This window comes from Micromonospora sp. C31 (assembly GCF_018070575.1).
GTDB lineage: Bacteria > Actinomycetota > Actinomycetes > Mycobacteriales > Micromonosporaceae > Micromonospora.
On record NZ_JAGPXN010000010.1, the window covers coordinates 217,820 to 243,208 of the forward strand.

General features: G+C 73.9%; 24 protein-coding genes, 1 tRNA gene and 1 other RNA gene. 22 read left to right on the plus strand and 4 right to left on the minus strand.

Annotated features, from left to right (window positions below; genetic code table 11):
• Positions 1–46 precede the first annotated feature (46 nt).
• From ftsE to KBX06_RS16105, 6 genes are all read left to right on the plus strand, one after another.
• On the plus strand, positions 47–727 hold the full coding sequence (ftsE, locus tag KBX06_RS16080; RefSeq protein ID WP_089001878.1) for a cell division ATP-binding protein FtsE: 681 nt from the start codon (positions 47–49) through the stop codon (positions 725–727).
• 65 nt (positions 728–792) lie between these two features.
• Positions 793–1,668, plus strand: a complete 876-nt coding sequence (ftsX, locus tag KBX06_RS16085) for a permease-like cell division protein FtsX (protein ID WP_210835547.1) — start codon at positions 793–795, stop codon at positions 1,666–1,668.
• Positions 1,669–1,806: 138 nt separating this feature from the next.
• Positions 1,807–2,286 (plus strand): SsrA-binding protein SmpB, encoded by a 480-nt coding sequence (gene smpB / locus KBX06_RS16090; RefSeq protein WP_088979560.1) that lies wholly within the window; start codon positions 1,807–1,809, stop codon positions 2,284–2,286.
• Between the two features lie 105 nt (positions 2,287–2,391).
• Positions 2,392–2,767: a transfer-messenger RNA gene (gene ssrA, locus KBX06_RS16095) on the plus strand.
• A gap of 131 nt (positions 2,768–2,898) precedes the next feature.
• Positions 2,899–3,072, plus strand: coding sequence for a hypothetical protein (locus KBX06_RS16100; protein ID WP_210835549.1), 174 nt, complete (start codon positions 2,899–2,901; stop codon positions 3,070–3,072).
• Positions 3,073–3,111: 39 nt separating this feature from the next.
• Positions 3,112–4,074: a hypothetical protein gene (locus tag KBX06_RS16105; protein ID WP_210835551.1), complete on the plus strand. Its 963-nt coding sequence runs from the start codon at positions 3,112–3,114 to the stop codon at positions 4,072–4,074.
• 105 nt (positions 4,075–4,179) lie between these two features.
• On the opposite strand, the gene mdlC is transcribed toward KBX06_RS16105, so the two are convergent.
• Positions 4,180–5,775, minus strand: coding sequence for a benzoylformate decarboxylase (mdlC, locus tag KBX06_RS16110; RefSeq protein ID WP_210835553.1), 1,596 nt, complete (start codon positions 5,773–5,775; stop codon positions 4,180–4,182).
• A 58-nt stretch (positions 5,776–5,833) separates the two neighbouring features.
• The gene (locus KBX06_RS16115; protein WP_210835559.1) at positions 5,834–6,637 is read right to left on the minus strand and encodes an S-methyl-5'-thioadenosine phosphorylase; all 804 of its coding nucleotides are present in this window, start codon (positions 6,635–6,637) and stop codon (positions 5,834–5,836) included.
• A 151-nt stretch (positions 6,638–6,788) separates the two neighbouring features.
• Here KBX06_RS16115 and KBX06_RS16120 point away from each other — a divergent pair, with 151 nt between their 5' ends.
• The 3 genes from KBX06_RS16120 (at position 6,789) to KBX06_RS16130 (ending at position 8,707) form a co-directional block, all read left to right on the plus strand.
• Positions 6,789–7,379: a YqgE/AlgH family protein gene (locus KBX06_RS16120; RefSeq protein ID WP_210835561.1), complete on the plus strand. Its 591-nt coding sequence runs from the start codon at positions 6,789–6,791 to the stop codon at positions 7,377–7,379.
• 88 nt (positions 7,380–7,467) lie between these two features.
• Positions 7,468–7,540 (plus strand) — tRNA-Ala (locus tag KBX06_RS16125).
• Positions 7,541–7,765: 225 nt separating this feature from the next.
• The gene (locus KBX06_RS16130) at positions 7,766–8,707 is read left to right on the plus strand and encodes a phytanoyl-CoA dioxygenase family protein (RefSeq protein ID WP_210835563.1); all 942 of its coding nucleotides are present in this window, start codon (positions 7,766–7,768) and stop codon (positions 8,705–8,707) included.
• Position 8,708: 1 nt separating this feature from the next.
• On the opposite strand, the gene mgrA is transcribed toward KBX06_RS16130, so the two are convergent.
• Entirely contained in the window at positions 8,709–9,704 is a 996-nt protein-coding gene (gene mgrA / locus KBX06_RS16135) for an L-glyceraldehyde 3-phosphate reductase (RefSeq protein WP_307854648.1), read from the minus strand.
• A 77-nt stretch (positions 9,705–9,781) separates the two neighbouring features.
• On the opposite strand from mgrA, the gene KBX06_RS16140 reads away from it, so the two are divergent.
• From KBX06_RS16140 to KBX06_RS16175, 8 genes are all read left to right on the plus strand, one after another.
• Complete coding sequence (locus tag KBX06_RS16140; RefSeq protein ID WP_210835565.1) at positions 9,782–10,750, plus strand: aldo/keto reductase; 969 nt, start codon at positions 9,782–9,784, stop codon at positions 10,748–10,750.
• Positions 10,751–10,959: 209 nt separating this feature from the next.
• Positions 10,960–12,204 (plus strand): sensor histidine kinase, encoded by a 1,245-nt coding sequence (locus tag KBX06_RS16145; protein WP_210835567.1) that lies wholly within the window; start codon positions 10,960–10,962, stop codon positions 12,202–12,204.
• Positions 12,201–12,872 carry a response regulator transcription factor gene (locus KBX06_RS16150; RefSeq protein ID WP_210835569.1) on the plus strand — a complete coding sequence of 224 codons (672 nt, stop codon included), beginning with the start codon at positions 12,201–12,203 and terminating at the stop codon, positions 12,870–12,872. Before KBX06_RS16145 ends, KBX06_RS16150 begins: the two co-directional genes overlap by 4 nt.
• Positions 12,873–12,949: 77 nt before the next feature.
• Positions 12,950–14,026 carry a hypothetical protein gene (locus tag KBX06_RS16155; protein WP_210835571.1) on the plus strand — a complete coding sequence of 359 codons (1,077 nt, stop codon included), beginning with the start codon at positions 12,950–12,952 and terminating at the stop codon, positions 14,024–14,026.
• Between the two features lie 63 nt (positions 14,027–14,089).
• Positions 14,090–15,607, plus strand: coding sequence for a magnesium chelatase (locus KBX06_RS16160; protein ID WP_210835573.1), 1,518 nt, complete (start codon positions 14,090–14,092; stop codon positions 15,605–15,607).
• A gap of 2 nt (positions 15,608–15,609) precedes the next feature.
• Positions 15,610–17,565, plus strand: a complete 1,956-nt coding sequence (locus KBX06_RS16165) for a VWA domain-containing protein (protein WP_210835576.1) — start codon at positions 15,610–15,612, stop codon at positions 17,563–17,565.
• 238 nt (positions 17,566–17,803) lie between these two features.
• Positions 17,804–18,280, plus strand: a complete 477-nt coding sequence (locus KBX06_RS16170) for a hypothetical protein (protein WP_210835578.1) — start codon at positions 17,804–17,806, stop codon at positions 18,278–18,280.
• A gap of 49 nt (positions 18,281–18,329) precedes the next feature.
• Positions 18,330–18,887: a hypothetical protein gene (locus tag KBX06_RS16175; protein WP_210835580.1), complete on the plus strand. Its 558-nt coding sequence runs from the start codon at positions 18,330–18,332 to the stop codon at positions 18,885–18,887.
• A gap of 52 nt (positions 18,888–18,939) precedes the next feature.
• Here the strand turns inward: KBX06_RS16175 and KBX06_RS16180 are convergent, their stop codons facing one another.
• Positions 18,940–19,224 carry a DUF427 domain-containing protein gene (locus KBX06_RS16180; protein ID WP_210835582.1) on the minus strand — a complete coding sequence of 95 codons (285 nt, stop codon included), beginning with the start codon at positions 19,222–19,224 and terminating at the stop codon, positions 18,940–18,942.
• A gap of 109 nt (positions 19,225–19,333) precedes the next feature.
• Between KBX06_RS16180 and KBX06_RS16185 the strand changes: the two genes are divergently transcribed.
• The 5 genes from KBX06_RS16185 (at position 19,334) to KBX06_RS16205 (ending at position 25,384) form a co-directional block, all read left to right on the plus strand.
• Positions 19,334–20,734: an FAD-binding oxidoreductase gene (locus tag KBX06_RS16185; RefSeq protein WP_210835584.1), complete on the plus strand. Its 1,401-nt coding sequence runs from the start codon at positions 19,334–19,336 to the stop codon at positions 20,732–20,734.
• Entirely contained in the window at positions 20,731–22,074 is a 1,344-nt protein-coding gene (locus KBX06_RS16190; protein ID WP_210835587.1) for a class I SAM-dependent methyltransferase, read from the plus strand. Before KBX06_RS16185 ends, KBX06_RS16190 begins: the two co-directional genes overlap by 4 nt.
• 104 nt (positions 22,075–22,178) lie before the next feature.
• Complete coding sequence (locus KBX06_RS16195; protein ID WP_210835589.1) at positions 22,179–22,412, plus strand: zinc-ribbon domain-containing protein; 234 nt, start codon at positions 22,179–22,181, stop codon at positions 22,410–22,412.
• Positions 22,413–22,652: 240 nt separating this feature from the next.
• Complete coding sequence (locus KBX06_RS16200; protein WP_210835590.1) at positions 22,653–23,762, plus strand: hypothetical protein; 1,110 nt, start codon at positions 22,653–22,655, stop codon at positions 23,760–23,762.
• Entirely contained in the window at positions 23,759–25,384 is a 1,626-nt protein-coding gene (locus tag KBX06_RS16205) for a hypothetical protein (RefSeq protein ID WP_247685981.1), read from the plus strand. The genes KBX06_RS16200 and KBX06_RS16205 overlap by 4 nt, the downstream gene beginning before the upstream one ends.
• The last annotated feature ends 5 nt before the right edge of the window (positions 25,385–25,389 follow it).

A 25,389-nucleotide genomic window follows, 5' to 3' on the forward strand; every position in this document is an offset into this window, starting at 1 on the left:
GGCGTGGGGCTTGGCTCCCCGGTTACACCGCGTAGACTCACCACCCGTGATTCAGCTTGAGCAAGTGACGAAGACGTACCCGAAGGCGTCCCGGCCTTCGCTCGACAACGTGTCCGTCTCGATCGAGAAGGGCGAGTTCGTCTTCTTCATCGGTCCATCCGGCTCCGGCAAGTCCACCATCATCAAGTTGCTGCTGCACGAGGTCTCGCCCAACAAGGGCCGGGTCGTCGTCAACAGCAAGGACGTCACGTCGATGCGTTCCTGGAAGCGACCACACTTCCGGCGTTCCATCGGCTGCGTCTTCCAGGACTTCCGGCTGCTGCCGAACCGCACCGCGTACGAGAACGTGGCGTTCGCCCTCGAGGTGATCGGCAAGACCAAGGCGGTCGCCCGCCGGGTCGTGCCGGAGGTCCTGGAGCTGGTCGGGCTCGGTGGCAAGGAGCACCGCTACCCGCACGAGCTCTCCGGTGGTGAGCAGCAGCGGGTCGCCGTCGCCCGGGCGTTCGTGAACCGTCCGCTGATCCTGCTCGCGGACGAGCCGACCGGAAACCTGGACCCGGACACCTCGATCGAGATCATGCGCCTGCTGGACCGGATCAACCGCACCGGCACGACCGTCGTGATGGTCACGCACGACTCCAACATCGTGAACCAGATGCGCCGCCGGGTCATCGAGATCGAGAGTGGCCGCATCGTGCGCGACCAGGCCCGCGGCGTCTACGGCTGAGCCGACGCCACCCCTGCGCAGCCTGACGACGAACACCTCATGCCGGAGACCCGGAGGAAATCCCGATGCGCGTGAAATACGTCCTGTCCGAGGTACTGGTCGGACTGTGGCGCAACGTGACCATGACCATCGCGATGATCATCACGATGGCGGTCTCGCTGACCATGCTCGGCGCCAGCGGTCTGATGTACCGCCAGGTCGACGACATGAAGGACCTTTACTACAAGAACATCCAGGTCTCCATCTTCCTCGACCAGGAGGTGAGCCCCGAGCAGCGTGACGCGCTGGCCGCCCAGCTGGAGGGCGACCCGCTGGTCAAGGAGAGCATCTACGTCAACAAGGACGAGGCGTACAAGCGCTTCCAGGAGATGTTCCAGGACGCTCCGGACCTGCTCAGCGCCGTCAAGGCCGACAGCCTGCCCGAGTCGTTCCGGCTCACGCTGAACGATCCCGAGCAGTACAAGAGCATCTACGACCAGTACAAGGACACCGAGGGCGTCGACGAGATCGTCGACCAGAGCCGGCTACTGGACAAGATCTTCGACATCCTCACGGCGATCCAGAACATCGCCCTGGCCGCCGCCATCGTGATGGCCGTCGCCGCGCTGCTCCTGGTCGCCAACACCATCCAGGTGGCCGCCTACAGCAAGCGGCGTGAGGTCGCGGTCATGAAACTGGTCGGCGCGTCGAACTGGTTCATCCAGGCGCCGTTCGTGCTGGAGGCCGTGGTGGCCGGCCTCGTCGGCTCGCTGCTCGGCCTGGTGGCCCTGATCGCGGCGAAGTACCTGCTCTTCGACGGGTCGCTCCAGGCGCTCCAGGGCCTGCTCTCGCCGGTGAGCTGGGGCGACATCCTGTTCATGTTCCCGCTGATGGCCGGTGCCGGTGCCCTGGTCAGCGCGGTCACCGCCTGGGTCACGCTCCGCTTCTACCTGCGGGTCTGACGCCCGTACGGCTCGACGAGAGGGCCCTCCCGCGCCGGGAACAAACGGCGCGGGAGGGCCCTTGTCGTTCGGGTAGCATGATCTCCGCCCCGCGGCCGGTGACGTCCGGCGCGGATCACCGGAAAGGGGGTGGCGCCGATGCCACGGGAAAAGGGACGCAAGGTCGTCGCCTCCAACAAGAAGGCCCGGCACGACTACGCGATCCTCGACACCTACGAGGCGGGCATGGCGTTGACGGGCACCGAGGTCAAGTCGCTGCGGGCCGGGCGCGCGTCGCTGGTCGACGCGTTCGCGCAGGAGCGCAACGGCGAGCTCTACCTGCACGGGATGCACATCCCGGAGTACACGCAGGGCACGTGGACCAACCACGAGCCCCGGCGTACCCGCAAGCTGCTGCTCAAGCGGCTGGAGATCGACCGGCTGATCGGCAAGACCCGCGAGGGCGGCCTGACCATGGTGCCGTTGCAGGTCTACTTCTCCGACGGCTGGGCGAAGGTGGAGATCGCCCTGGCCAAGGGCAAGAAGTCGTACGACAAGCGGCAGGACCTCGCCAAGCGGGACGCGGACCGGGAGATCGCCCGGGTCGCCGGACGGCGCGGCAAGGGCATGGACGACTGATCTGTCGCATTCGTCCCGGTCGGCTCGTCGGCCCCGGGGCTCGGGATGAAACCCGTTGCGGCAGGCGTTAGGCTTGTCAGTGCCGCCACACCGGCGGCCTGTCGAGGGGGTGACTGGTTTCGACTTCGTACGCAGCGACAGGGGAAGCGAGCCGAGGAAGCCGACGTCGTCTCGAGAATCGTTCGTCGGAAACCAATAAGCGCCAAGAACAATCGCGCTGACTTCGCTCTCGCCGCCTGAGGCGAGTAGTGAGTCTGTCGGCCTGGGAGTGCCTTCGACCCAGTTTGCCGGCATCAGCTAGGAGGCTGGCCAATCGGACCCGGTCGCGGGGTCCGTGCGGCGAGATCAATCAGCGACTGGGCCCGTCACACCAACTCGCTCGCGTGAGCGGTGGGGCCGAGTAGAGGCATAGCGAGCTGCGCTCGGAGAAGCCCTGACAAACCGGCGAAGGACCCGGGTTCGATTCCCGGCACCTCCACCACCAGACGATGCGCCCCGGTCCACCGGACCGGGGCGCATCGTCGTCCCTGGCCCCCCGGCCCGTACGCCGAACTGCTCGGCCAGGCACCCCGGCTGGAGCGTGGCGTACGACTGCTGGCCCGGGAGGACACCGTGATCACCGCCGCGCCGGCTGCCCTCCAGCACGCGGTGGAGGCGCCGGACGCCTCGGTCGACGACCTGCTCGGCCGGGCCGCGCACCTGCTGCGGGCCCTCGCCGGGCACCGGCAGCGCGGCGCGGACCTGCTCTGGGAGGCGTACGAGACGGATCCCGGCGGGGAGACCTGACCGCGGGAACCGGCGTGGCCGTGCCGGCGTCCAACCGACATGCGCCGAACCGCTGCCCTGCTGGGCCTTCCACTGTTGATGATCGCCGCCGGGTGTGCGCCGGCCGGCTCCGATCCCGCCGGCGACGCGCCCGGCTCCGACCCGCGCCGGGACGCCTTCGCCCAGCGGGCCGCCGAGGTGGCCGACGCGTGGCGACCCGTCCCCGCGTGGACGTCCGGCTACGTGCCCATGCGTGACCCGACGGTGCTGCTCGGCGACCCGGGCTTCACCGAGGAGACCAAGGTCGCCTTCCTCAGCGGCTGGTACCGCGACCAGATCGACCTGCCGGCCGCGAAGCCCGCCGAGGGCACCATCCGCTTCCCGGACGGCACACTGACCGTTCCGCTGGTCAGCGCCGCCACCGCGTACGGGCAGCTCGACCAGGGTGACCCGCCGCCGTGCGCCGGCCGTCCGAAGGATCCCGGGCCGAAGCGCCCCGGCGGTGGTCCCACCATCGAGCCGGGGCCCGACGGCCCGGTGAGCAGCGCCCCGCAGACCGCCTGCGTCGCGCTCACGGTCACGGCCGCGAAGCTGGGCACCGCGCCGGTGCACACGAGCCGGGGTGAGGCGCAGGTGCCGGCGTGGCTGTTCACCGTCGAGGAACTCGCCGCGCCGGTGGCCCGTCTCGCCGTGGCGCCGCAGGCCGTCACCGCACCGCCGCAGCCCGCCCCGCCGGCCGGCCCGGCCCCGCAGGGCGTGGTCGGTGCTCAGGACCTACGGTCCGTGGACGGCGCGGAGCTGACCTGGCGGCTCGGCGTGGGTAGCTGCGACACCGGGATCACGCCACTGGTGCAGGAGCGCGACGACGTCGTGGTGGTTGGCGGCAGCGTGGTCACCGCCACCGGTGTGTGCGACGCGATGCTGAAACTCGAGCCGGTCACCGCCACGCTGAAGGCGCCGCTGGGCAACCGGCCGGTGCTCGACGTGCTCACCGGCACGCCACTGCGGCTCGTGGCTAGCTGAGCGGCGCGAGCTGAGCCGGCGCGGACCGGGCGGCGGCTGACGGCTACCCGGCCCGTGCGGTACGGACCGTCTCGGGGCGCGGCAGCGGGCTCGCCGGGCGGCGGCTCACAGGAGGCGGGGCACCTCGGTGCTGACCGGCACCGGCAGTACCGTCGGGCCGTCCGCGCGCAGCCCGGCGGTCAGGGCGTCGCCGAACTGCTCCGGGGTCTCCGCGACGGTGGCGGCGCAGCCGTAGCCGCGGGCGATGGCGGCGACGTCCAGCCCGGGCAGGTCCAGCCCGGGCACCCCGGGCGTGTCCTTGAACTCGGCGAAGGCCTTCAGGATGGCGTACTGCTGGTTGACCGGCACCACGACGACCAGCGGCAGGCGCAGCCGCGCCGCCGTCCACAGCGCCTGCACGGAATAGTGGAACGACCCGTCCCCGATGACCGCCACCACCGGCCGTCCCCGGCCGGTGTCGCGCTGTGCGAGCGCGACGCCGACCGCCGCCGGCAGGCCGTACCCGAGGCCGCCGCTGGCCATCGTGAGGTACGACCCGGGGCGGGTGCTGCGCAGCCGGCGACGCAACGCCGGCAGGCTGGACGGCGACTCCTGGACCAGGATCCCGTCGGCCGGCCAGTGCCGGGCCAGGGCCGCGAAGAGGGCGTCCGGGGCCAGCGGCAGCCCGTCCGCCGGCGGGGGCGGGTCGGGGCGTGCGGGCGGCGCCGGCCGGTCCGTAGCCGGGAGCAGGTCGACCAGGGCGGCCAGGGCCAGCCCGGCGTCGCCGAGCAGGCTGTCGCCCACGGGGGCGCGGGCCGCCTCGTCCGGGTCGTCGGTGACGTGCAGCAGGCGGGCTCCGGCGGGCAGGTGCTCGCCCGGCACGTGCGGGTAGTAGCGGAACACCGGCGCCCCCACGACCAGCACGGTGTCGTGCCCGTCCAGCGCCTGCGCCAGCGGCCCGATCGCGAAGGGGAGCACTCCCCGGAAGTGCGGGTGGTCCTCGGGGAAGACGGCCCGCTCCGGGGCGGGTGCCGACCAGACCGGCGCGGCCAGCCGCTCCGCCAGCGCCACGGCGGCGGGCCAGCCGTCGGCCCGGTCCACGGCCGCGCCGAGCACCAGCGCGGGCGCGCTGCTGGCGGCCAGCACGTCGGCGAACTCGCGCAGCCGGTGCGGGTCGGGCGCGAACCGGGTGGCCACCGTACGCACCGGCGGCGGGGGGTCGGCCGGCTGCGCCCAGTCGTCGAGGGGCAGCGAGAGGAAGACCGGCCCGGCGGGCGGCTGCACCGCCGTCGCGTACGCCCGCATCAGCGCCGCCGGGACGTCCTGCGCGCGGACCGGCTCGTGGCTCCACTTCACGTACGGCTGGGGCAGTTCGGTGGCCCGCCGGCTGGTCAGCCGGGGCTCGGTCAGCAGCATCTCCCGGGTCTGCTGGCCGGCGGTGACGATCAGCGGGGTGCGGTTGTGCCACGCGGTGACCAGGTTGCCCATGCCGTTGCCCGTGCCGGGGGCGGTGTGCAGGTTGACGTGCGCCGGCCGGCCGGTGGCCTGGGCGTAGCCGTCCGCCATGCCGACGGCCGACGCCTCGTGCAGGGCGTGCACGTAGTGGAAGTCGTCGGGGAAGTCCCGCAGGAACGGCTCCTCGGTGGAGCCCGGGTTGCCGAAGACGGTGGTCAGGCCGAGAGCACGGAGCAGGTCGTACGTGGTGTCGTGGACCGTTGCCATCGCCCCCCAATCTATCGGGACGACTCGGATGGTCCGGGCCTTTCGCCGCTCCCTCTTCTCAGGGGAGCGCGAAGGGCAGGGTGATGCCGTCCAGCGCGCGCCCACAGGCGCAGTCCCGTTCGGCCGGCAGCGTGGCGACGGCTGCCAGCAGCAGGCCCCGCAGCCGGTCGGTGTTCTCCCCGAAGACCCGGAACACCTCCTCCTGCGTCACCGCTCCGCCGCCCGCCACGCCCGCGTCCAGGTCGGTGACCAGGGCGATCGAGGAGTAGCAGAGGGCCAGCTCGCGGGCCAGCACCGCCTCCGGATGGCCCGTCATGTTGACCACCGTGCCGCCGATCGAGGCGTACCACCGCGACTCGGCCCGGGTGGAGAAACGCGGGCCCTCGACCACCACCACCGTCCCGCCGTCCACCGCCGGCACGTCCCGGCGGGCCGCGGCGGCCAGCAGCGTACGCCGGCCGGCCGGGCAGTACGGGTCGGCGAAGGTGACGTGCACGGCGCCCCGGTCGTAGTAGGTCTGCGCCCGCCCGTTGGTGCGGTCGATCAGCTGGTCGGGCACCACGAACGTGCCCGGCCCGAGCTCCGGGCGCAGGCCGCCCACGGCGCAGGGGGCGAGCACCTGGCGTACGCCGAGCGAGCGCAGCGCCCAGAGGTTGGCCCGGTAGGGGATCAGGTGCGGCGGGTGGCGGTGGTCGCGGCCGTGGCGGGGCAGGAAGGCCACCCGCCGCCCACCCACCTCGGCCACGGTGACGGCGTCGGACGGCGGCCCGTAGGGCGTCTCCACCACATGCTCGGTCGCGCCGTCGAGCAGCGCGTAGAGCCCCGAACCACCGATCACCGCGAGTTCCGCCGTGGGACCCATCGGTCCTCCCTCGTGTCCGTCGATCAACCGACCGTCAGACCTTAGCCACCGCCCCGGGGGCAAGCTATGGTGCCAGGCATGGCGTTCACAGCGCGGATGACACCGGTGCCCCCGGGTGTCCCGGTCCGGCCGGTCTGACGGGGTGTCCGGCATGCAGGGAGAGGGGCAGGCCATCGGCGGGCGGGCGACGGAGTCGATGGCCGGGCGGCTGCTGGTTGCGACGCCGGCGCTGAAGGACCCGAACTTCGACCGTACGGTGGTGCTGCTGGTGGCGCACGAGCCCGGCGGCGCCCTCGGCGTGGTGCTCAACCGGGCCACCGAGGTGCCGGTCGCCGACGTGCTCGGCGACTGGAGTGACCTGGCCCGCGACCCGGCGGTGCTCTTCGAGGGCGGCCCCGTGCAGCCCGACTCGGCGATCTGCCTGGCCCGGATGCGGCACCCGGTGCAGCGGCTCAGAGGGTTCCACCAGGTCTCCGGGGCGGTCGGCACCCTCGACCTCTCCGTCGACCCGGGGCCGCAGCGGGAGGGCATCACCGGCATCCGGGTCTTCGCCGGCTACTCCGGCTGGGGCACCGGGCAGTTGGAGCAGGAGATCGAGGACGGCTCCTGGTTCCTGCTGGACGCGCTGCCCGGCGACGCCTTCGTCGACCGGCCGGACGACCTGTGGCCGATGGTGCTGCGCCGCCAGGGCGGCATGATGGCGGCGGTCGCGCACTTCCCGCCGGACGTGGCGCTCAACTGAACCGCGTACGGGGTGGCCCCCCGCGAGATGACCATGCGGCGGGCGCTGTGTATAGTTCTGTCGTGCCCGGGCGACCGGGACGAGGCAAGGGGCCGTGGCGCAGCTGGTAGCGCACCACACTGGCAGTGTGGGGGTCAGGGGTTCGAGTCCCCTCGGCTCCACCCTTGCGAAAAGCCCTGGTGGGGGATCATGATCCCCCACCAGGGCTTTCGGCTTTCCGGGCGCGTTCCGCACCGCCGTCCGCCGACGGCGGCCGGAATAGGGGTTCCGTCCCACGAATGAGGCGTTGTCGCCCGTCGGCGCCCGTGCCACGATCGCCGCACTGGAGGTCCTTCCCCCGCCCGGTGGTTGGGCTCAATCCCGTGCGGCCAGCGAAGGAGCCGATGGTGGACCACCCCCACGCGTTGACAGCCGAGCAACTGGACCAGTTCCGGCGCGACGGGCACCTGATCCTGAGAGGCGTGCTCCCGACCGGGACGCTGGACGCGCTGCACGGCTCGTTCAGCCGCGTCGTCGACCACCTCGCCCGGCAGTGGCAGCAGCGGGGGGTGACCACCGAGACCTTCGCCGACCTGCCGTACGACCAGCGCTACCTGCGCCTGATCGAGTCCAGCCAGGTGCGCGTGCCGGCCGCCTGGCGGCGGATCCTGGTGGGACGCCCGGTGTACGACCTGTGGCGCACCCCGGAACTGCTCGGTCCGGTGCGCAGCCTGATCGGCGACGAGGTCTACGCGCACGGCGTCTGGAACGCCCGACCGCGCGACCCCCACGGCCGCACCCAGCAGGTCGCCTGGCACCAGGACGCGTACTACTACAAGGGTTGGGACGCCTCGGTCGGGCCGCTGCTGTCGATGTGGATCCCGCTGGTGCCGGTGGACGAGGACACCGCCTGCCTCCAGTTCGTCACCGGCTCGCACACCCGGGGCTGGATTCCCCGCGACCGCCTGCCGAACGGCGAGTACGGCACGTCGGACGAGGCCGTCGGGGACGGCCCGGTCAGCACCGCCCGGATGGAGCCCGGCGACGTGGTGATCTTCACGGACACCACGCTGCACCGCTCGACGCCCAACGTGTCGGACCGCATCCGGTGGAACATCGACATCCGGTTCGCCCCGGCCGTCGACGAGGTGATCCGGAACTCGCCGCGCGGCTACCGCTGCTTCAGCGCCGCCGACCCGGACCGGGTCGAGTCGTTCGAGACCTGGGCCGGCCGGTACCGGTACGAGCCGGAGGACCTGCTGACCGAGCTGACCAACTTCGAGGAGGGTTACGACCTCGACGCGCTCAGGGCGTTCTCCCGGGCGTCGCCGTACGCCGACATCTACTGAGTCAGCCGAGGTGGCGCTCGATCTCGGTCAGCTCCTCGGCGCCGAGGTCGAGGTTGTCCAGGGCGGCGACGTTCGCCTCCAGCTGCGGCACGCTGCTCGCCCCGATGATCAGGCTGGTCATCCGCGGGTCGCGCAGCGCCCAGGCGAGCGCGAGCTGGGCCAGCGACTGGCCGCGCCGCTCGGCGACCGCGCCGAGTGCCCGGATGGTGGCCATCTTCTCCTCGCCGAGGTCGTTCTCGTTGAGGATGACGCTGGTGCGTACCCGGGAGTCCGCCGGGATGCCACCCAGGTAGCGGTCGGTGAGCAGGCCCTGGGCCAGCGGGCTGTACGCGATGCAGCCCGCGCCGACCCGCTCCAGCGTGTCCAGCAGGCCGTCGTGCTCCGTCCAGCGGTTGAACATCGAGTACGACGGCTGGTTGACCAGCAGCGGCGTACCCAGGTCGCGCAGGATCGCGGCAGCCCGCTCGGTCTGCGCGGAGTCGTAGTTGGAGACGCCGACGTAGAGCGCCTTGCCGGCCCGGACGACGGCGTCCAGGGCGCCCATCGTCTCCTCCAGCGGGGTGTCCGGGTCGAAACGGTGCGAGTAGAAGATGTCGACGTGGTCCAGCCCGAGGCGGCGCAGCGACTGGTCCAGCGAGGAGACCAGGTACTTGCGGGAACCCCACTCGCCGTACGGGCCGGGCCACATCAGGTAACCGGCCTTCGTGGAGACGACGAGTTCGTCCCGGTACGGCCTCAGGTCGGTGGCGAGCATCCGGCCGAAGTTCTCCTCGGCGGCGCCCGGCGGCGGCCCGTAGTTGTTCGCCAGGTCGAAGTGGGTCACGCCGAGGTCGAAGGCGCGGCGGACGATGTCCCGCTGCCGCTCGTACGGCCGGTCCGGCCCGAAGTTGTGCCACAGTCCGAGCGAGATGGCGGGCAGCCGCAGGCCGCTGCGCCCGCTGCGCCGGTAGGTCATCTGGTCGTAGCGCTCGTCCGCGGCGAGATAGGTCACGGTCACCGACCCTATCCCCGCCGGCCACGGGCGTGCCCGGCGAACGGGCCTGCGGCGACGGACACCGGGGTAGTTTCGGGACCATGCGTTTCGTCCCGCTCGACACCCCCAAGCCCATGTCCAAGATCGGCCTCGGCACCTGGCAGTTCGGGTCCCGGGAGTGGGGCTACGGCCCCGAGTACGAGCGCCGGGCCGCCGACATCGTCCGGCGCGCGGTCGACCTCGGGATCACCGTCTTCGACACCGCCGAGCTGTACGGCTTCGGCCGCAGCGAACGGATCCTCGGCGAGGCGCTCGGTGACGACCGGCAGAAGGTGGTGCTCGCCACCAAGATCTTCCCGATCCTGCCGGTCGCCCCGGTGGTGCAGCAGCGGGCGGTCGCCTCGGCCGCCCGACTCGGCGTCACCCACCTCGACCTCTACCAGGTGCACCAGGCCAACCCGCTGGTCGCCGACCACACCACCATGCGGGGCATGCGCGCGTTGCAGGACGTCGGGCTGGTCGGCGAGGTCGGCGTCAGCAACTACGGCCTGCGCCGGTGGCAGGTCGCCGAGGCGGCGCTCGGCCGGCGGGTGCTGAGCAACCAGGTCCGCTACAGCATGGTCGACCGGGGGCCCGAGCACGACCTGCTGCCGTACGCGCAGCAGGCCGGCCGCGTCGTCATCGCGTACAGCCCGCTCGCCCAGGGCTTCCTCTCCGGCCGGTACGACGCGAAGAACCCGCCGAGCGGGGCGGTGCGCCGGGCCAACCCGTACTTCCTGCCGGAGAACCTGGAGCGCGGCGCGACGCTGATCGACACGCTGCGGCAGGTGGCCGACGCGCACGACGCCACCCCCAGCCAGATCGCCCTGGCCTACCTGCTGCGCCACCCGAACGTGCTGGCCATCCCCGGCGCGTCCGGCGTGGAGCAGGTGGAACGCAACGCGGCGGCCGCCGACATCGACCTGACCGACGACGAGCATGCCGCGCTCGCGCGGGCGGCCAGGGAGTTCCGCCCGATCACCGGGCTCGCGGCGGCGCCCCGCCTGCTGCGGGCCCGGGCCGGAAGGTGAGCCGGGCACCGGGTTGACCGTCCGTTGGGCCGGCCGCGTCGTACCGTCGCCCGCCGGGCCGGCCGCGCCGCGCTGTCGCCCGCCGGGCCGTCCGCGTCGCCCGCCCGCCGGGCTGACTGCTCGGCGGCGTCGCCCGCCCGCCGGCCGGGCCGCCGATCTCCCCGACGCGGGGGAGTCGGTGCCGGGTGCGACCGGGACAGAATGGGCGGGTGGAAGCCCGCACGGTCCTCGCCCCGCTGGTGGCCGGCAGTACCTGGCGGCGCGGCGTGTTCCTGCTGCTCGGCGGGGTGCTCGCGCTGCCGTACGTGCTGCTGGCGGTGGCCTTCACCCAGATGCTGACCCGCTCGGACGTGCCCCGGCCACTGGTGCTGGCCCTGCTCGGCGTCGCGGCGACCATCGCGGCGGCCCCCGTTTTCCTCGAAGGCCCCCGGGCCCTGGAGATCGCCGCCGCGCGGGCCCTGCTCGGCGTCGACCTGCCGGACCCGGCGCCCGGGCACGCCGCCGACCGGGAGACCCGGCTGCGCTCGGCGCTCTGGATCGCGCTGCACCTGGTCAGCGGCGGGCTCGTGGTGGCGGCCCTGTTCAGCGCCGTGCCGATGGCGCTGGCCTTCATCGGGCAACAGTTCGGCCTCGACACCCAGCTGACCGGCGGCGACCGGTTCGGGCCGTTCGACGGGCGGGACACCGGCTGGCTGACCCTCACCGGCCTCGTCGTGCTGGTGGCGCTCGGCTACGCCGTGGCCGGGCTGGGCGCGCTGGCGGTGTCGATGGCCCCGGCGCTGCTCGGCCCCGCCCAGGCGGAACGGATCGCCGCCCTGGAGGCGCGCACCACCCGGCTCGCCGAACGCAACCGGCTGGCCCGCGAACTGCACGACTCGGTGGGCCACGCCCTCACCGTCGCCACCCTCCAGGCCGGCGCCGCCCGCGAGCTGCTGGACCGGGACCCGGAGTTCGTCCGGCGCGCGCTGGGCGCGATCGAGGAGGCCGGGCGCAGGGCCATGGACGATCTTGACCACGTGCTGGGGCTGCTGCGCGAACCCGACGGCCGGCCGGTGGCGCCGGCGCCGCAGCGTACGCTCGCCGACCTGGACCGGCTCGTGGCCGACACCCGCGCGGCCGGCCTGCCCGTCGACGCCCGGTGCACCGGCGACCCGGTCGACCTGCCGGCGGCGGTCTCCCGGGAGGGCTACCGGATCGTCCAGGAGGGGCTGACCAACGCCGCCAGGTACGGCCGGGGGCCGGTCGCGCTGCGCCTCGACGTGCAGGCCGACGCGCTGGAGCTGGAACTGGCCAACGCGCTGGGCCGACCGCGTCGCGCCGACCCGGGCCGGGGCGGCCGGGGCCTGGACGGGATGCGGGAACGGGTGCTGCTGCTCGGCGGCCGGCTGACCGTCGGGCCGGACGGCGACCGCTGGCGCATCCGGGTGCGGCTGCCGTTCGAGGAGGCCCGATGACGACCGCGACCGCGACGCCGACCACGGGCGTGCTGATCGTCGACGACGACGAACTGATCCGGGTCGGGCTGCGGGCCATCCTCGACGCCCAGCCGGACCTGCGGGTGCTCGGCGAGGCCGCCGACGGCGCGGAGGTGCCGCCGCTGGTCGCCCGGCTGCGCCCACAGGTCGTGCTGATGGACGTACGGATGCCCGGCATCGACGGCATCCAGGCGACCCGGCGGCTGCTCGCCACCTCCGCCGACCCACCCCGGGTCCTGGTGGTCACCACGTTCGCCAACGACGAGTACGTCTACGAGGCACTGCGTGCCGGAGCCAGCGGATTCCTGCTCAAACGGGCCCGGCCCGCCGAGGTGGTGGAGGCGGTCCGGGTGGTGGCGCGCGGCGAGTCGCTGCTCTTCCCCGCCGCCATCCGCCGCCTCGCCGGGGCGTACGGGGGGCGCGGCGCCGACCGGCTGGCGGCTGCCCGGCTCACCGACCGGGAAGCCGAGGTGCTGCGGCTGATGACCACCGGGCGGTCCAACCCGGAGATCGCCGCGCATCTGGTGCTCGGGGTGGAGACCGTGAAGACCCACGTCGGCAACGTGTTGGCCAAGCTCGGCGTACGCGACCGCACCCAGGCGGTGATCGCCGCGTACGAGTCGGGATTCGTCACCCCGTCGGGCTGAGCGTTCCCTCCCGAGGGGGAGCCGGTTCACCGCCACCCGGGAGGGCGGACGCGGCCCGCCGGCCGAGGCTGGAGAGCATGACGACGAACACCGCTCCCAACCGTCACCCGGCCCCCGGCCGGCTCGACCGGCTCGCTCCGGCTGCCGCCGGTTGGCTCGGCCTCTGGGGACTGCTCGCCCTGCTCTGCGCCGTCACCGGCGCCGGCTACCCGTTCGGGGCCAACGATCCGCGCGGCGGCGAGGCCAACCTGCTCCGGCTGGTCCCCACCGACCTCGGGCCACCCCTGTTCGCCGTGCTGCTGCTCGGCGCCGCGGTGGCCGCGCTCGCCATGACCGGGCCGGCCCGCCGCCCCGCCCGGCCGCTGCGCACCCTGCTGCTGGCGTACGCCTGGGCCGTCGCCTTCGTGCTCGCCGTCGTCGTGCCGGACGTGGCGGTGCTGACCATCCTCGGCTACCTCCCGATCCTGATCGTCGGCGCGCCGTTCGGCTGGCCGCCGGTCGACTACGCCGACGTGTTCACGTGGGCGCTGTTCGCCCGGTTCGCGGCCCTGGTCGGCGGGGTGCTGCTGGCCGGGGCGGCGCTGCGCTGGCAGCGGCGTACCGCCGGCGCCTGCCCGGCCTGCGGGCGCGACGGCGTCGACCACGGCTGGACCTCGCCCGCCTCGGCCGCCCGCTGGGGGCGCCTGGCGGCCTGGACGGCGGCCACCGTCCCCGCCCTGTACGCGGTCACCCGCTTCGCCTGGGCGGTCGGCGTCCCGCTCGGCATCGAACGGTCGTTCCTCGCCGAGATGCGCGAGTCCGGGCTGGTCTGGGCGGGTGCCGGGCTGGGCGGCTTCGCCCTGGTGGGCGCGGTGCTCACCCTCGGGCTGGTGCAGCGGTGGGGGGAACGGTTCCCGCGCTGGACGGTGGGCGTGGTCGGACGGCCGGTGCCGGTCGGGCTGGCCGTCGTCCCGGCGACCCTGGTCGCGGTGGCGGTCACCGCGGCGAGCCTCGGCCTGCTCGCCACCCCCGACTTCTGGGACTTCTCCGGCGGGCTCAGCCTGGCCACCGCCCCGATGCTGCTCTGGCCGTTCTGGGGCGTCGCGCTCGGCGCCGCCACGTACGCGTACCACCTGCGTCGCCGGGGCGCCTGCCGGCGTTGCGGGCGCGGCTGAGCCGTACCGCCCGGCGGGGGCGTCCGAAGGACGGGCCGGGCGTCCCCGCTTTCGTGAGCTAGCGTGGGTCGGGTGACTGCGCCTTCCCCGGTTACCCCGGCCCCACCGGCCGACCTGCCCGGCACGCTCGGCGAGCTGCGGTCGGCCGGCCACGCGTACCGCACGGTCAAGCAGGAACTCCGCGACAACCTCCTGGCCCGGATGCGTTCCGGCGCCGACCGCTTTCCCGGCATCGTCGGCTACGACGACACGGTGCTGCCCGAGGTCGAGCGGGCCCTGCTCGCCGGGCACGACATGGTGCTGCTCGGCGAGCGGGGCCAGGGCAAGACCCGGCTCATCCGCTCGCTCGTCGGCCTGCTCGACGAGTGGACCCCGGTGATCGCCGGCTCGGTGCTCAACGAGCACCCGATGCACCCGCTCACGCCGGGCTCGCGGGCGCTGGTCGCCGAGGCCGGTGACGCCCTGCCGGTGGCCTGGCTGCACCGCTCGATGCGCTACGGCGAGAAGCTGGCCACCCCGGACACCAGCGTCGGCGACCTGATCGGCGACGTCGACCCGATCCGGATCGCCCAGGGGCGCACGCTCGGCGACCCGGAGACCATCCACTTCGGCCTCGTCCCGCGCACGAATCGGGGCATCTTCGCCGTCAACGAGCTGCCCGATCTGGCCGAGCGGATCCAGGTGGCGCTGCTCAACGTGCTGGAGGAGCGGGACATCCAGGTCCGCGGCTACCAGTTGCGGCTGCCGCTGGATCTGTTCCTGGTGGCCAGCGCCAACCCGGAGGACTACACCAACCGGGGCCGGATCATCACGCCGCTGAAGGACCGCTTCGGCGCCGAGGTCCGCACCCACTACCCGCTCGACCTCGACCTGGAGTTGGCTCTGCTCCGGCAGGAGGCCGACCTGGTCGCCGAGGTGCCGGAGCACGTGCTGGAGGTCCTCGCGCGGTTCGCCCGCGCGGTACGCGAGTCGCCGTCGGTGGACCCGCGCTCGGGGGTCTCCGCCCGGTTCGCCATCGCCGCCGCCGAGACGGTCGCCGCCGCCGCGTTGCGCCGCGCCGGCCTGCTGGCCGCCGCGGTGCCCCCGGCCGCCGAGGTGTTAGGAAGGGCCCCTTCCTCGTCAGAAGGCGTTAACAAGGTGCCCTTCCTTTCATCTGAGGCGGCGGTTGCTCGGGTGGGTGACGCGGTTTCCGTGACGAGTACCCTGCGCGGCAAGGTCGAGTTCGAGAGCGGCGAGGAGGGGCGGGAGGTCGAGATTCTCGGCCACCTGCTGCGGACCGCGACCGCCGAGACGTTCCGGGCCCGACTGGCCGGGCTGGACCTCTCCGGCTTCACCGCTCTGGTCGACGAGGACGCGGTGATCGAGACCGGGGAACTGGTGGGCTCCGCCGAGTTGCTGCGCCAGGTGGGCACCGTCCCCGGGTTGGCCAAGGCGCTGGACCGGCTGGGGCTGGGTGACGCGCCCAGCCCCGAGCAGGCGGCGGCCGGCGTGGAGTTCGTCCTGGAAGGGCTGCACCTGACCCGCCGGCTCGGCAAGGACGTCACCGACTCCGGCCGGACCCGCTACGGCGGCCGGGCCTGAGCATGGCCGGCAACCGGTTCCGGTACGGGCAGTGGCGGGGCGGCGTCGATCCGCTCGCGCCCCCGTACGACGTGCGGGGGGCGGTTGACGCCGTCGGCACCGAGGTGCTGGCCGGCGGCAGCCTGCGGGAGGCGCTGCGGGACCTGCTGCGGCAGGGGCCCCAGGGGCGCGGCGGCCTCGAAGACCTCGCCGCCCGGGCCAGGCGGCTGCGGCGGGAGGCGCTGCGCCGGGGCGACCTGGACGGGGCGGTCACCCGGGCCCGGGCCCTGCTCGACCAGGCGCTCGCCGCCGAGCGGGACGAGCTGCGCGGGCGCGACGACCACGACGCGCGGTTCGCCGAGGCGGTGCTGGACAACCTGCCCCGCTCGACGGCCCGTGCCGTGGCGGAGCTGACCGGATACCGGTGGAGCAGCGACGAGGCCCGCGGGACGTACCAGCGGATCCTCGACGGGCTGCGCGACGACGTGCTCGGCCAGCGCTTCGCCGGGCTGCGGGACGCGGTGCGCGCCTCGGCGGACCCGGCCGCGCAGCAGCGGCTGGCCGAGATGATGCGCGGCCTCAACGACCTGCTCGCCCGGCACGTCCGGTCCGAGGACACCACCGACGCCTTCGCCGAGTTCATGCGCCGGCACGGCGAGTTCTTCCCGGAGCAGCCGGCCGATGTCGACGAGCTGGTCGACGTGCTGGCCCGGCGGTCGGCCGCCGGTGAGCGGCTGATGCGCTCGCTGTCGGAGCGCCAGCGCGAGGAACTGGCCGGGCTGATGCGGCAGTCGCTGGGCGACCGGCTCGCCGGGGAGCTGTCCGCGCTGGACGCCAACCTCCGCGCGCTCCGCCCGGACCTGCATCGGGGCCCGGGCGAGCGGGTGCGGGGCGAGCGGCCGCTCGGCTACGGCGAGGCTGCCGGCGCGCTCGGCGAGATCGCCGAGCTGGACGAGCTGCTGGACCAGCTCGACCAGGAGCATCCGGGCGCCACCCTGGACGACGTCGACGTCGACGCGGTGGCCCGGACGCTGGGCCGCGACGCCGCCGACGACGTACGCCGGTTGCGGGAGCTGGAGCGCGAGCTGCGCCGGCAGGGGTGGGTGACCCGGGACGCCGAAGGGCTGACCCTGAGCCCGAAGGCGCTGCGCCGGCTCGGCGGCACGGCGCTGCGGCGGGTGTTCGCGGACCTTACCGCCGGGCCACGCGGCCAGCACGACCTGCGCGCGGCGGGCGCCGCCGGTGAGGTCAGCGGCGCCTCCCGGCCATGGGAGTACGGCGACGAGCAGCCCCTGGACGTGGTGCGGACGCTGACCCGGGCGGTCCGCCGCGCCGGCTCCGGCGTGCCGGTACGGTTGGCCGTCGAGGACTTCGAGGTGGTCGAGACCGAGCGGCGGGCCTCGGCGGCGGTGGTGCTCTGCGTCGACCTGTCCTACTCGATGGTCTCGCAGGGCCGGTGGGGTCCGATGAAGCAGACGGCGCTGGCGCTGGCGCACCTGATGGCCACCCGGTTCCCCCAGGACGCGTTGCAGATCGTCGGCTTCGGCCTGGAGGCGCTGCCGCTGACCCAGCAGGAGCTGGCCGCCGTCGAGCCCGACCTGCGCCAGGGCACGAACCTCCAGCACGCGCTGCGGCTGGCCGCCAGACACCTGCGGCGGCACCCGGATGCCGAGCCGGTGGTGCTGGTGGTCACCGACGGGGAGCCGACCGCCCACCTGGACCCGGACGACGGGAAGGCGCTGTTCCACTGGCCGTCGCTGCCGGAGACGATCGACGCGACGGTACGCGAGGTGGACCGGCTCACCCGCTACGGCGCCACGCTCAACCTGTTCATGCTCGGCGACGATCCCGGCCTGCGCGGCTTCGTCGACGCGGTGGCCCGCCGCTCGAAGGGCCGCATGTTCACCCCGGACCTGGAGGACCTCGGCGAGTACGTGGTCTCCGACTACCTGCGCGCCCGCCAGCCCCGCCGCCGGTGACCCGGGCGCTGGCCCGCTGGCCGGTGGACAGGCGGCCTGCCAAGACGGACCGACCCCGCCGGTCCGGCCCTCGGTCATGACGAGGGTGCCGGCCCGTCAAGCCCGCCAACCCGGCAAGCCCGCCAACGCCGGGAAGCCCGCCAACGCCGGGAAGCCCGGGGACCCGGCAAGCCTCGTCCGGGTGAACCAGCCGGGGGAACGTCGCCTCGGGCGGCGCGGGTCGGGATTGACTGGAGGAATGGACGGCGGGGCGTTGCGGAAGGCGTACGCGGAGGTGCTCGCGGAGATCGACGCGGGCGGGTTCGGGGCGCCGCCGGCCGGGCAGTTGAGCGCCGAGCAGATCGTCGCGCACCTCGCCGCCAACGACGAGCTGATGACGGAGGCCACCGAGGCGGCCCTCGCCGGTTCGCCGTTCGCGTACTACGACCTGGAGACCGTCCACCGTCCCCAGGTGGACGCGCTGGTCGCCGAGTGCGGTGGGCTGGACGGGCTGGCCACCCTGCTGCGGGCCACGAGCCAGAAGCTCTGCGCCCTGACCGATCGGCTCGGCCCGGCGGCCCAGACCCCGGTCGACACCCACCTGCGCGAGGGCTTCGACCTCGTCGTCGACGAGCCGCTGCCCTGGGGGCGCACCCTCGACCTGCACGCCCGCGTCCACCTGCCGAAGCACCTGGCCCAGTTGCGCATGCTGCGCGCCGGAAGACCGGACGGGTGACGCCACGCCGGCGATGGTGGGCGTGGCGGCGACCACCTACCCTCGCGGCATGGCGCGGTTGCGACAGGCGGTGCTGCGGCGGGTCGACCACGTGTGGGAACTCGGTTGGTTCAACCTGTTCGGGGCGGCGCTGGTCGGCTTCTTCCTCTGGCTGACCCTGATGCCGCTCGGCGACGGCATCGACCAGTTGCGGGCCGAGAGGTGGGGCATCGGCGGGACCGTCAGCCTTTCCCGATGCGCGATCGACGACTGGGCCAGGGGCGACCCGTGGCGGTGCGAGGGCACGTTCGTCTCTGCCGACGCCACCGTACGGATCGACGGTGTCGCGTACGAGGAGAACTTCGACGACGACCCGCGGATCGCGGGAGAGCCGGTCAGCCGCGCCGCCCGGGTGAGTGGACCGGGCTCGTCGAGCGCGTGGCCGCCGGGGAGCGGCTGGCAGGCGTCCCTGATCAGCGGCATCTTCTGCCTCTTCCTGACGACGATGGTCCTCGGGTGGTGGGTCGATCCGGGCGAGGGCCGACCGGCCCCGGCCCCGGCGACGCGTCGGCGGCCCCGGTCGGCCAGGCCGCCCGCCCGGCTGCGGATGCGGCGGCGCCGACGGTGAGCCGCCTGTCGTCGACCGATGACGCGAAGTCCGCGCCCCGTCGGCAGGCGCGTCAGTCGACGACCCGGACGTCCTTCCAGAAGGCGACCCGGTCGCGGACCATCTCCGCCTCCGGCTTCGGCTCCGGGTAGTACCAGACCGCGTCGGCGCTGGTCCGGCCGTCGTGTTCCAGGGTGTAGTAGGACGCGGTGCCCTTCCAGGGACAGACGGTGTGCGTGTCGGATCCGCGGAGCAGGTCGTCGCGCAGAGCGGCGCGCGGAAAGTAGTGGTTCCCCTCGACCAGCACGGTGTCTTCGCTCTCGGCCAGGACCAGGTCGTTCCAGACGGCTTTCGGCATGACCCTCACGCTATGCCGGCGGATCGGCGACGGCCAGTCGATCGACGGGGCCGAGAGCGCGCCGGTGGACGTCCCCCGTCGCGGGCGCCCTGACGCTTACAGTGATCGCATGTGTGCGGTCCGTGTGGATCATCATCCTGTCGACCACGACGGTGCCGTGGCCCGGTTGCGACGGTCGTACGCGGCGGTGCCCGCCGGCGCACCGGTGCGGCTCGCCAAGCGCACCTCCAACCTGTTCCGCCCCCGGTCCGCCCCCCGCGCGCCGGGCCTGGACGTCGGCGGGCTCACCGGCGTGCTCGCCGTGGACCCGGTCGCCCGCACGGCCGACGTGCAGGGCATGTGCAGCTACGAGGACCTGGTCGACGCGACCCTGCCGCACGGGCTGATGCCGCTGGTGGTGCCGCAGTTGCGCACCATCACCCTCGGCGGGGCGGTGACCGGGCTCGGCATCGAGTCGACCTCGTTCCGCAACGGCCTGCCGCACGAGTCGGTGGTCGAGCTGGACGTGCTGACCGGTGCCGGCGAGCTCGTCACCGCCCGCTCGGCGGGCGAGCACGCCGACCTCTTCGCGGCGTTCCCCAACTCGCTGGGCAGCCTCGGCTACGCCACCCGGCTGCGCATCGAACTCCAGCCGGTACGCCGCTTCGTGACGCTGCGCAACGTCCGGTTCACCCGGCTGGAGGCCCTCGCCGACGCGCTCGCCGAGGTCGTCGCGACCCGGTCCTGGGCGGGGGAGGCGGTGGACGCGATGGACGGGGTGATGTTCAGCCCCGGCGAGGCGTACCTCGTGCTCGGCACCTTCACCGACGACGCGCCGCCGGCCAGCGACTACACGGGCCAGGACATCTACTACCGGTCGCTGCGCCGGCGTACGCGCGACGCACTGACCACGTACGACTACCTCTGGCGCTGGGACACCGACTGGTTCTGGTGCTCTGCGGCGTTCGGAGTGCAGCACCCGGTGCTCCGGCGGGTCTGGCCGGCGCGGTGGCGGCGCAGCGACGTCTACCACCGGCTGGTCCGGTTGGAGCACCGGCACGGCGTGGCCGCCCGGATCGACCGTCTGCGCGGCCAGCCGGCGCGCGAGCGGGTGGTGCAGGACGTGGAGATCCCGCTGGAGCGGACGGCGGAGTTCCTGCGCTGGTTCGCCGGCACCGTCGGGATGACCCCGGTCTGGCTGTGCCCGTTGCGGTTGCGCGAGCCGGCCGGTCCCGGATCGGCCCGGTCCTGGCCGTTGTATCCGCTCCGCAGTGGACAGACGTACGTGAACATCGGCTTCTGGGGCAGCGTGCCGATCGCGGCGGGCGCCGCCGACGGCGACGTCAACCGGGCGATCGAGCGCATGGTGTCGGAGTCGGGCGGCCACAAGTCGCTCTACTCCGACGCGTACTACGACCGGGAATCCTTCGACCGGCTCTACGGCGGCGCGACGTGGCGCGCGGTGAGGGACCGCTACGACCCCGACCACCGGCTCACCGGACTGTACGAGAAGGCGGTAGCACGAGCATGAGCCTGACCGATCGAGACCAGGGGGCGGCGAGCGCTCCCGCCAGCCCGCCGGCGGGGAGCCGGCGCCCCGGGCCGACCGTGGCGGACGTCGTCCGCGCGTTGACCACCGGTGCCCTCCCGGTGCGGGTCACCGGGTACGACGGCAGCGCGGTGGGCCCGGCCGACGCCGGGATCACCCTGTCGATCCGCACCGAGCGGGGCCTGACCTACCTGCTCACCGCCCGGGGCGACCTGGGCATGGCGCGGGCGTACGTCGGCGGCGACCTGGCGTTGCAGGGGGTGCACCCGGGCGACCCGTACGAGGCGTTGCGGGTGCTCAAGGACGAGCTGCGGCTGCGTACGCCGTCGCTGGCCGAGGTGATGACCCTCGTGCGTGGGCTGGGCTGGGAGCGGCTGATGCCGCCGCCGCCCCCGCCCCAGGAGGCGCTGCCACGCTGGAAGCGCCTGGTCAACGGGCTGCGGCACTCCCGATCCCGGGACAGCACCGCGATCTCCCACCACTACGACGTCTCGAACGCCTTCTACGAGAGGGTGCTCGGCCCGTCGATGACGTACACCTGCGCGGTCTTCCGTGCGCCCGACGACACGCTGGAGCAGGCGCAGGCGGCCAAGTACGACCTGGTGGCCCAGAAGCTGGCACTCGGGGCCGGGACGCGGCTGCTCGACGTGGGCTGCGGTTGGGGCGGCATGGTCCGGCACGCGGCCCGCGAGTACGGCGTGAAGGCGCTCGGGGTGACCCTGTCCCGGGCACAGGCCGAGTGGGCCCGGGTGGCGATCGAGCGGGAGGGGCTTACCGGCCTGGCCGAGGTGCGTCACCTCGACTACCGGGACGCGCCGCACGAGCAGTTCGACGCGGTCTCCTCGATCGGCCTGACCGAGCACATCGGGGTACGCAACTACCCGGTCTACTTCGCCGCCCTGTCCGACCGGTTGCGGCCGGACGGCCGGCTGCTCAACCACTGCATCACGCGGGCCGACAACCACGCGCCGCACCGATCGGGCGCGTTCATCGACCGGTACGTCTTCCCCGACGGGGAACTGGCCGGCCCGGGGCGCGTCATCAGCGAGATCCACGACGCCGGGCTGGAGGTGCAGCACGAGGAGAACCTGCGGCTGCACTACGCGCTGACCCTGGCCGGCTGGTGCCGCAACCTGGCGACGCACTGGGACTCCTGCGTCTCCGAGGTGGGGCCGGGCACGGCGCGGGTGTGGGGCCTCTACATGGCCGGGTCCCGGCTGGCCTTCGAGCGCAACGGCATCCAGTTGCACCAGGTGTTGGCCACCCGAAACGGCCCGGAGGGCGCGAGCGGCTATCCGCTGCGCCCCGACTGGCTGGCCTGACTGTGCCGCGTCCGACCGGCCTCGGGCGCGCTTCCGCCGTGGAGCGCGCCAGGCCGGTCGGAGTTCGAGGTGATAGTCGGGCCCTCGGTGGGTACTGACGGGCGATGTTCTTCATCTTCGGCCTCCGTACCAAGGTCAGCCAGTCCGGCGTGGTGCAGCAGGTCTGCCGCAACTGCCGCAACCACGCCGCGCAGGTGATCACGCGCCGGTCGACGAAGTTCAGCCTGTTCTTCGTGCCGATCGTCCCGATTCGCACCCGCTACGTGCAGCAGTGCACCTTCTGCGGCGCCCAGTACGACATCTCCCGCTCCGAGGCCGAGCGCCTCCCCGTCGGCTGAGCCCCACCGATGGCCCGTTTCCTCTGCTGGCTGATCGGCCGGCAGCCCGCCGCCGTGCCCGCCCCCGTGCACACCGTCTCCCGGCCGCCGTGCAGCCCCGGGCGTCGCCGCCGTCGCCGCGACCGCCGGCCGCTCGCCGGCACCGCCCTGCCCAGGTCCCCCTGGAACCGCTCCGCCGGGCGCTGACCGGCCGGGGCGGCACCCGGCACCCGTCGCAGGAACCGCCTATCGTGGCGGATCGTGACGAGCACCGAGGAGCGACTGGCCGCGATCCGCGGCGGCGTGCCACCGAGGCGGCACAACGCGCGCACCATCGCCGCCCTGACCGGCAACCCGGGCTGCACCCGGCGGGCCGTGCTGGACGGCGCCGGGGTGGACAAGCCGAAGCTGGCCGAGCTCATCGGCTTTCCCGCCCGGTTCGGGCAGTCCCGGTTCGCCATCACCCGGGGCAACGCGTTCGAGGCGCAGGTCAAGGCCGACGGCGGGGCCGAGCTGCTGCGGCTGGTCGCCGAGCGGTTGGGCGTACCGGTGCCGGCGGCGGCGAGCTGGACGGACCTCGGCGACGGCGTCGAGGACGACACGGCCGCCCGGCACCGGCGTTCCGCCGCGCTGCTGACCGACGCCACCCCCGGTGGGGCCGACGACATCGCCGCGCTGTTCGACCACCCGCTGCTCGGCCTGGACGTCGCCGGCCGTCGGGTGCACCTGGAGCCGGACCTGGTCGCCGCCCGGCTCGCCGGCCGGTTCCACGTCGTCGAGATCAAGTCGTTCCCGGTGGTCGACGGCCAGGCCGACCCGGCCAAGGTGTCCGCCGCCGCGATCCAGGCCGCCGTCTACGTGCTGGCCCTGCGTGAGCTGCTCGCCGCCGCCGGCCACGATCCGGAGCTGGTGTCGCACGACGCGGTGCTGGTCTGCCCGCGCGACTTCGCCAACCAGCCGGTGGCCAGCCTGGTCGACGTACGCAAGCAACTGCTGGTGCTGCGCCGCCAGCTCGACCGGATGGCCCGGGTCGACGCGCTGCTGGCCGCCGTGCCCGAGGACTTCACCGCCGACCTGACGGCCGAGCCCACCGCCCTGCTCGCCGCGTTGTCGGGGGTGCCGGCCCGCTACGCGCCCGACTGCCTGGCGGCGTGCGAGCTGGCGTACTTCTGCCGCGACGAGGCGCGCGGGCACACCGGGGCGCTGGGCCGGCCGGTCCGCGAGGCGCTCGGCGGGGTCGCCGAGGTCGACGCGGTGCTGGCGCTGGCCGCCGGTGAGCGCGCTGCGGAGCCCGGGCAGGAGGAGGCCGCCGCGCTGCTGCGGGCCGCCGCCCGGCTGCGCGCCGACGCCCTCGCCGGGACCCCCGCATGAGTACGCTGCGCGCGTTCGCCCGGGCCCAGGCGCTCGCCGCCGGCGTGGCCCAGCCGGTCGCCACCGTCCGGCACCTGCACCTGGCCCAGCGACCGCTGGTGCTGGTGCCGCTGGCGATGGCCGGCGAGGCGAACGCGCCGCTGGCGGCGCTGGTCGGCGACGCCCCGGACGCGGCGCGGCTGCTGATCGTGCCGCAGCCCCGCAACCGCGACCAGCGGTTCGCGTTCGCGGCCGAGCTGGCCGGGATCGTGCTGCCCTACCTGGACGGGTTCCGGGGCGTGGCCGAGGCGGTGCCGGTCGACCGGGGCCGCGACGTGCGCTACCGGTACGTCGACGCTCCGCAGCTGCTGGTGCCCAACCCCGCCGGGATCACCTTCCTGCGGCTGCTGGGCCGCTCCACCCGTTTCCGTCGCCCCGACGGGGAGTATCCGGTGCACCCCTCGGTGCCGGTGCTCGGGCGTTGGCTGACCTTCTTCGCCGAGCGGGCCGAACACCCGGGCTCGTCGGCGCTGCTGGCGATGACCGACGCGCTGAGCCTGCACTGGGCCACCGGGCAGAGCGTGGTGGAGGACCTGCACCTGCCGGCGCTGCTCGGCTGGATCGACCCGCCCACCGGGCTCACCGGCGCCGAGGCGGCGGTCCGGGCCGAGGACCCGGCGACCTGCCCACCCGCCGGCCCGGCCACCGACCCGGACTTCGACAACCAGCGGCTCGCCCCGGCCATCGACACGTACGCCGCCGCCGAGGACGACGCGGTCGCGCGCGCCGGGGCGTACGCGGAGCTGGAACGGTTGTTGCGCGACCAGCTAGAGCCGACCTGGGAGCTGATGTGGCGGGGCGTGGGGCTGCTGCGCGGCCTGCCACCGGGCGCCCGGGTGGCCGGCCGGTGGGACGGCGACAAGGACGCCTTCACCGGCTACGCGGAGCACGTCGACTCCGGTGGTGCGCCGCAGCCCCGCCGGGACGGTGCGGTCGCCGCCGCGCAGCGGCTGCACCGGCTGGAACGTTCCCTGACCTCATACGCGGTGCAGCGCGCCTACGACGACCCGCTGGTGATGGCGGAGCACCGGCTGAGCGGGGAGGCGTTCGTCGGCGAGGTGACCCTGGCCGACCCGAAGCGGGTGGACGACACGGGCAGGCGGCCGGTGCTGCGCCCCCGGATCCAGCTCGTCACCACCGAGCCGGTGCCGATGCCGCTCGGCGCGACGCTGTACTCGCCGGCCCGGCCGGCGCAGAAGGCCCGGGTGGTCTTCGTGACCCCGGTGAGCGACGGCAGGACCGAGGTGGTGCTGGAGCTTTCCGGCGGAATGGGGCGGGGGCTGACCGCACCGCCGGGCAGCGTGCCCGAGGTGGGGGAGCGGCTCTGCTACACGACCCTGTCGGACGCGTTCATGCCGGCGGGGGCGTTCCCCGCCGTCGAGGAGACGCCGTGGACGCACGGGGGACCGCCGGTGCCGACGCTCGTGCCGTCCGGCTCCGCTCCCGACGCCGAGACCGGCGCGGGGTCCGCCCCCGACGCCGAGACCGGCTCGGGCTTGGTCCTCGGCGCCGCTGCCGGGGACCGGGCGGTCGCGGCCGTGTCGTTCCCCGTCGACGGCGACCCCGGTGAGGACTGGGCCTGACCCGC

What these genes read in the sequence shown, in the direction of transcription:
- KBX06_RS16195 (WP_210835589.1), top strand. Translation starts at nt 22,179, where the DNA reads ATGTTCTTCATCTTCGGCCTCCGTACCAAGGTCAGCCAGTCCGGCGTG.
- KBX06_RS16155 (WP_210835571.1), top strand. Translation starts at nt 12,950, where the DNA reads ATGACGACGAACACCGCTCCCAACCGTCACCCGGCCCCCGGCCGGCTC.
- KBX06_RS16115 (WP_210835559.1), bottom strand. Translation starts at nt 6,637, where the DNA reads ATGGGTCCCACGGCGGAACTCGCGGTGATCGGTGGTTCGGGGCTCTAC.
- smpB (WP_088979560.1), top strand. Translation starts at nt 1,807, where the DNA reads ATGCCACGGGAAAAGGGACGCAAGGTCGTCGCCTCCAACAAGAAGGCC.
- KBX06_RS16185 (WP_210835584.1), top strand. Translation starts at nt 19,334, where the DNA reads ATGTGTGCGGTCCGTGTGGATCATCATCCTGTCGACCACGACGGTGCC.
- KBX06_RS16170 (WP_210835578.1), top strand. Translation starts at nt 17,804, where the DNA reads ATGGACGGCGGGGCGTTGCGGAAGGCGTACGCGGAGGTGCTCGCGGAG.
- KBX06_RS16105 (WP_210835551.1), top strand. Translation starts at nt 3,112, where the DNA reads ATGCGCCGAACCGCTGCCCTGCTGGGCCTTCCACTGTTGATGATCGCC.
- KBX06_RS16190 (WP_210835587.1), top strand. Translation starts at nt 20,731, where the DNA reads ATGAGCCTGACCGATCGAGACCAGGGGGCGGCGAGCGCTCCCGCCAGC.
- KBX06_RS16165 (WP_210835576.1), top strand. Translation starts at nt 15,610, where the DNA reads ATGGCCGGCAACCGGTTCCGGTACGGGCAGTGGCGGGGCGGCGTCGAT.
- KBX06_RS16175 (WP_210835580.1), top strand. Translation starts at nt 18,330, where the DNA reads ATGGCGCGGTTGCGACAGGCGGTGCTGCGGCGGGTCGACCACGTGTGG.
- KBX06_RS16150 (WP_210835569.1), top strand. Translation starts at nt 12,201, where the DNA reads ATGACGACCGCGACCGCGACGCCGACCACGGGCGTGCTGATCGTCGAC.
- KBX06_RS16180 (WP_210835582.1), bottom strand. Translation starts at nt 19,224, where the DNA reads ATGCCGAAAGCCGTCTGGAACGACCTGGTCCTGGCCGAGAGCGAAGAC.
- KBX06_RS16120 (WP_210835561.1), top strand. Translation starts at nt 6,789, where the DNA reads ATGCAGGGAGAGGGGCAGGCCATCGGCGGGCGGGCGACGGAGTCGATG.
- ftsX (WP_210835547.1), top strand. Translation starts at nt 793, where the DNA reads ATGCGCGTGAAATACGTCCTGTCCGAGGTACTGGTCGGACTGTGGCGC.
- KBX06_RS16205 (WP_247685981.1), top strand. Translation starts at nt 23,759, where the DNA reads ATGAGTACGCTGCGCGCGTTCGCCCGGGCCCAGGCGCTCGCCGCCGGC.
- KBX06_RS16140 (WP_210835565.1), top strand. Translation starts at nt 9,782, where the DNA reads ATGCGTTTCGTCCCGCTCGACACCCCCAAGCCCATGTCCAAGATCGGC.
- mdlC (WP_210835553.1), bottom strand. Translation starts at nt 5,775, where the DNA reads ATGGCAACGGTCCACGACACCACGTACGACCTGCTCCGTGCTCTCGGC.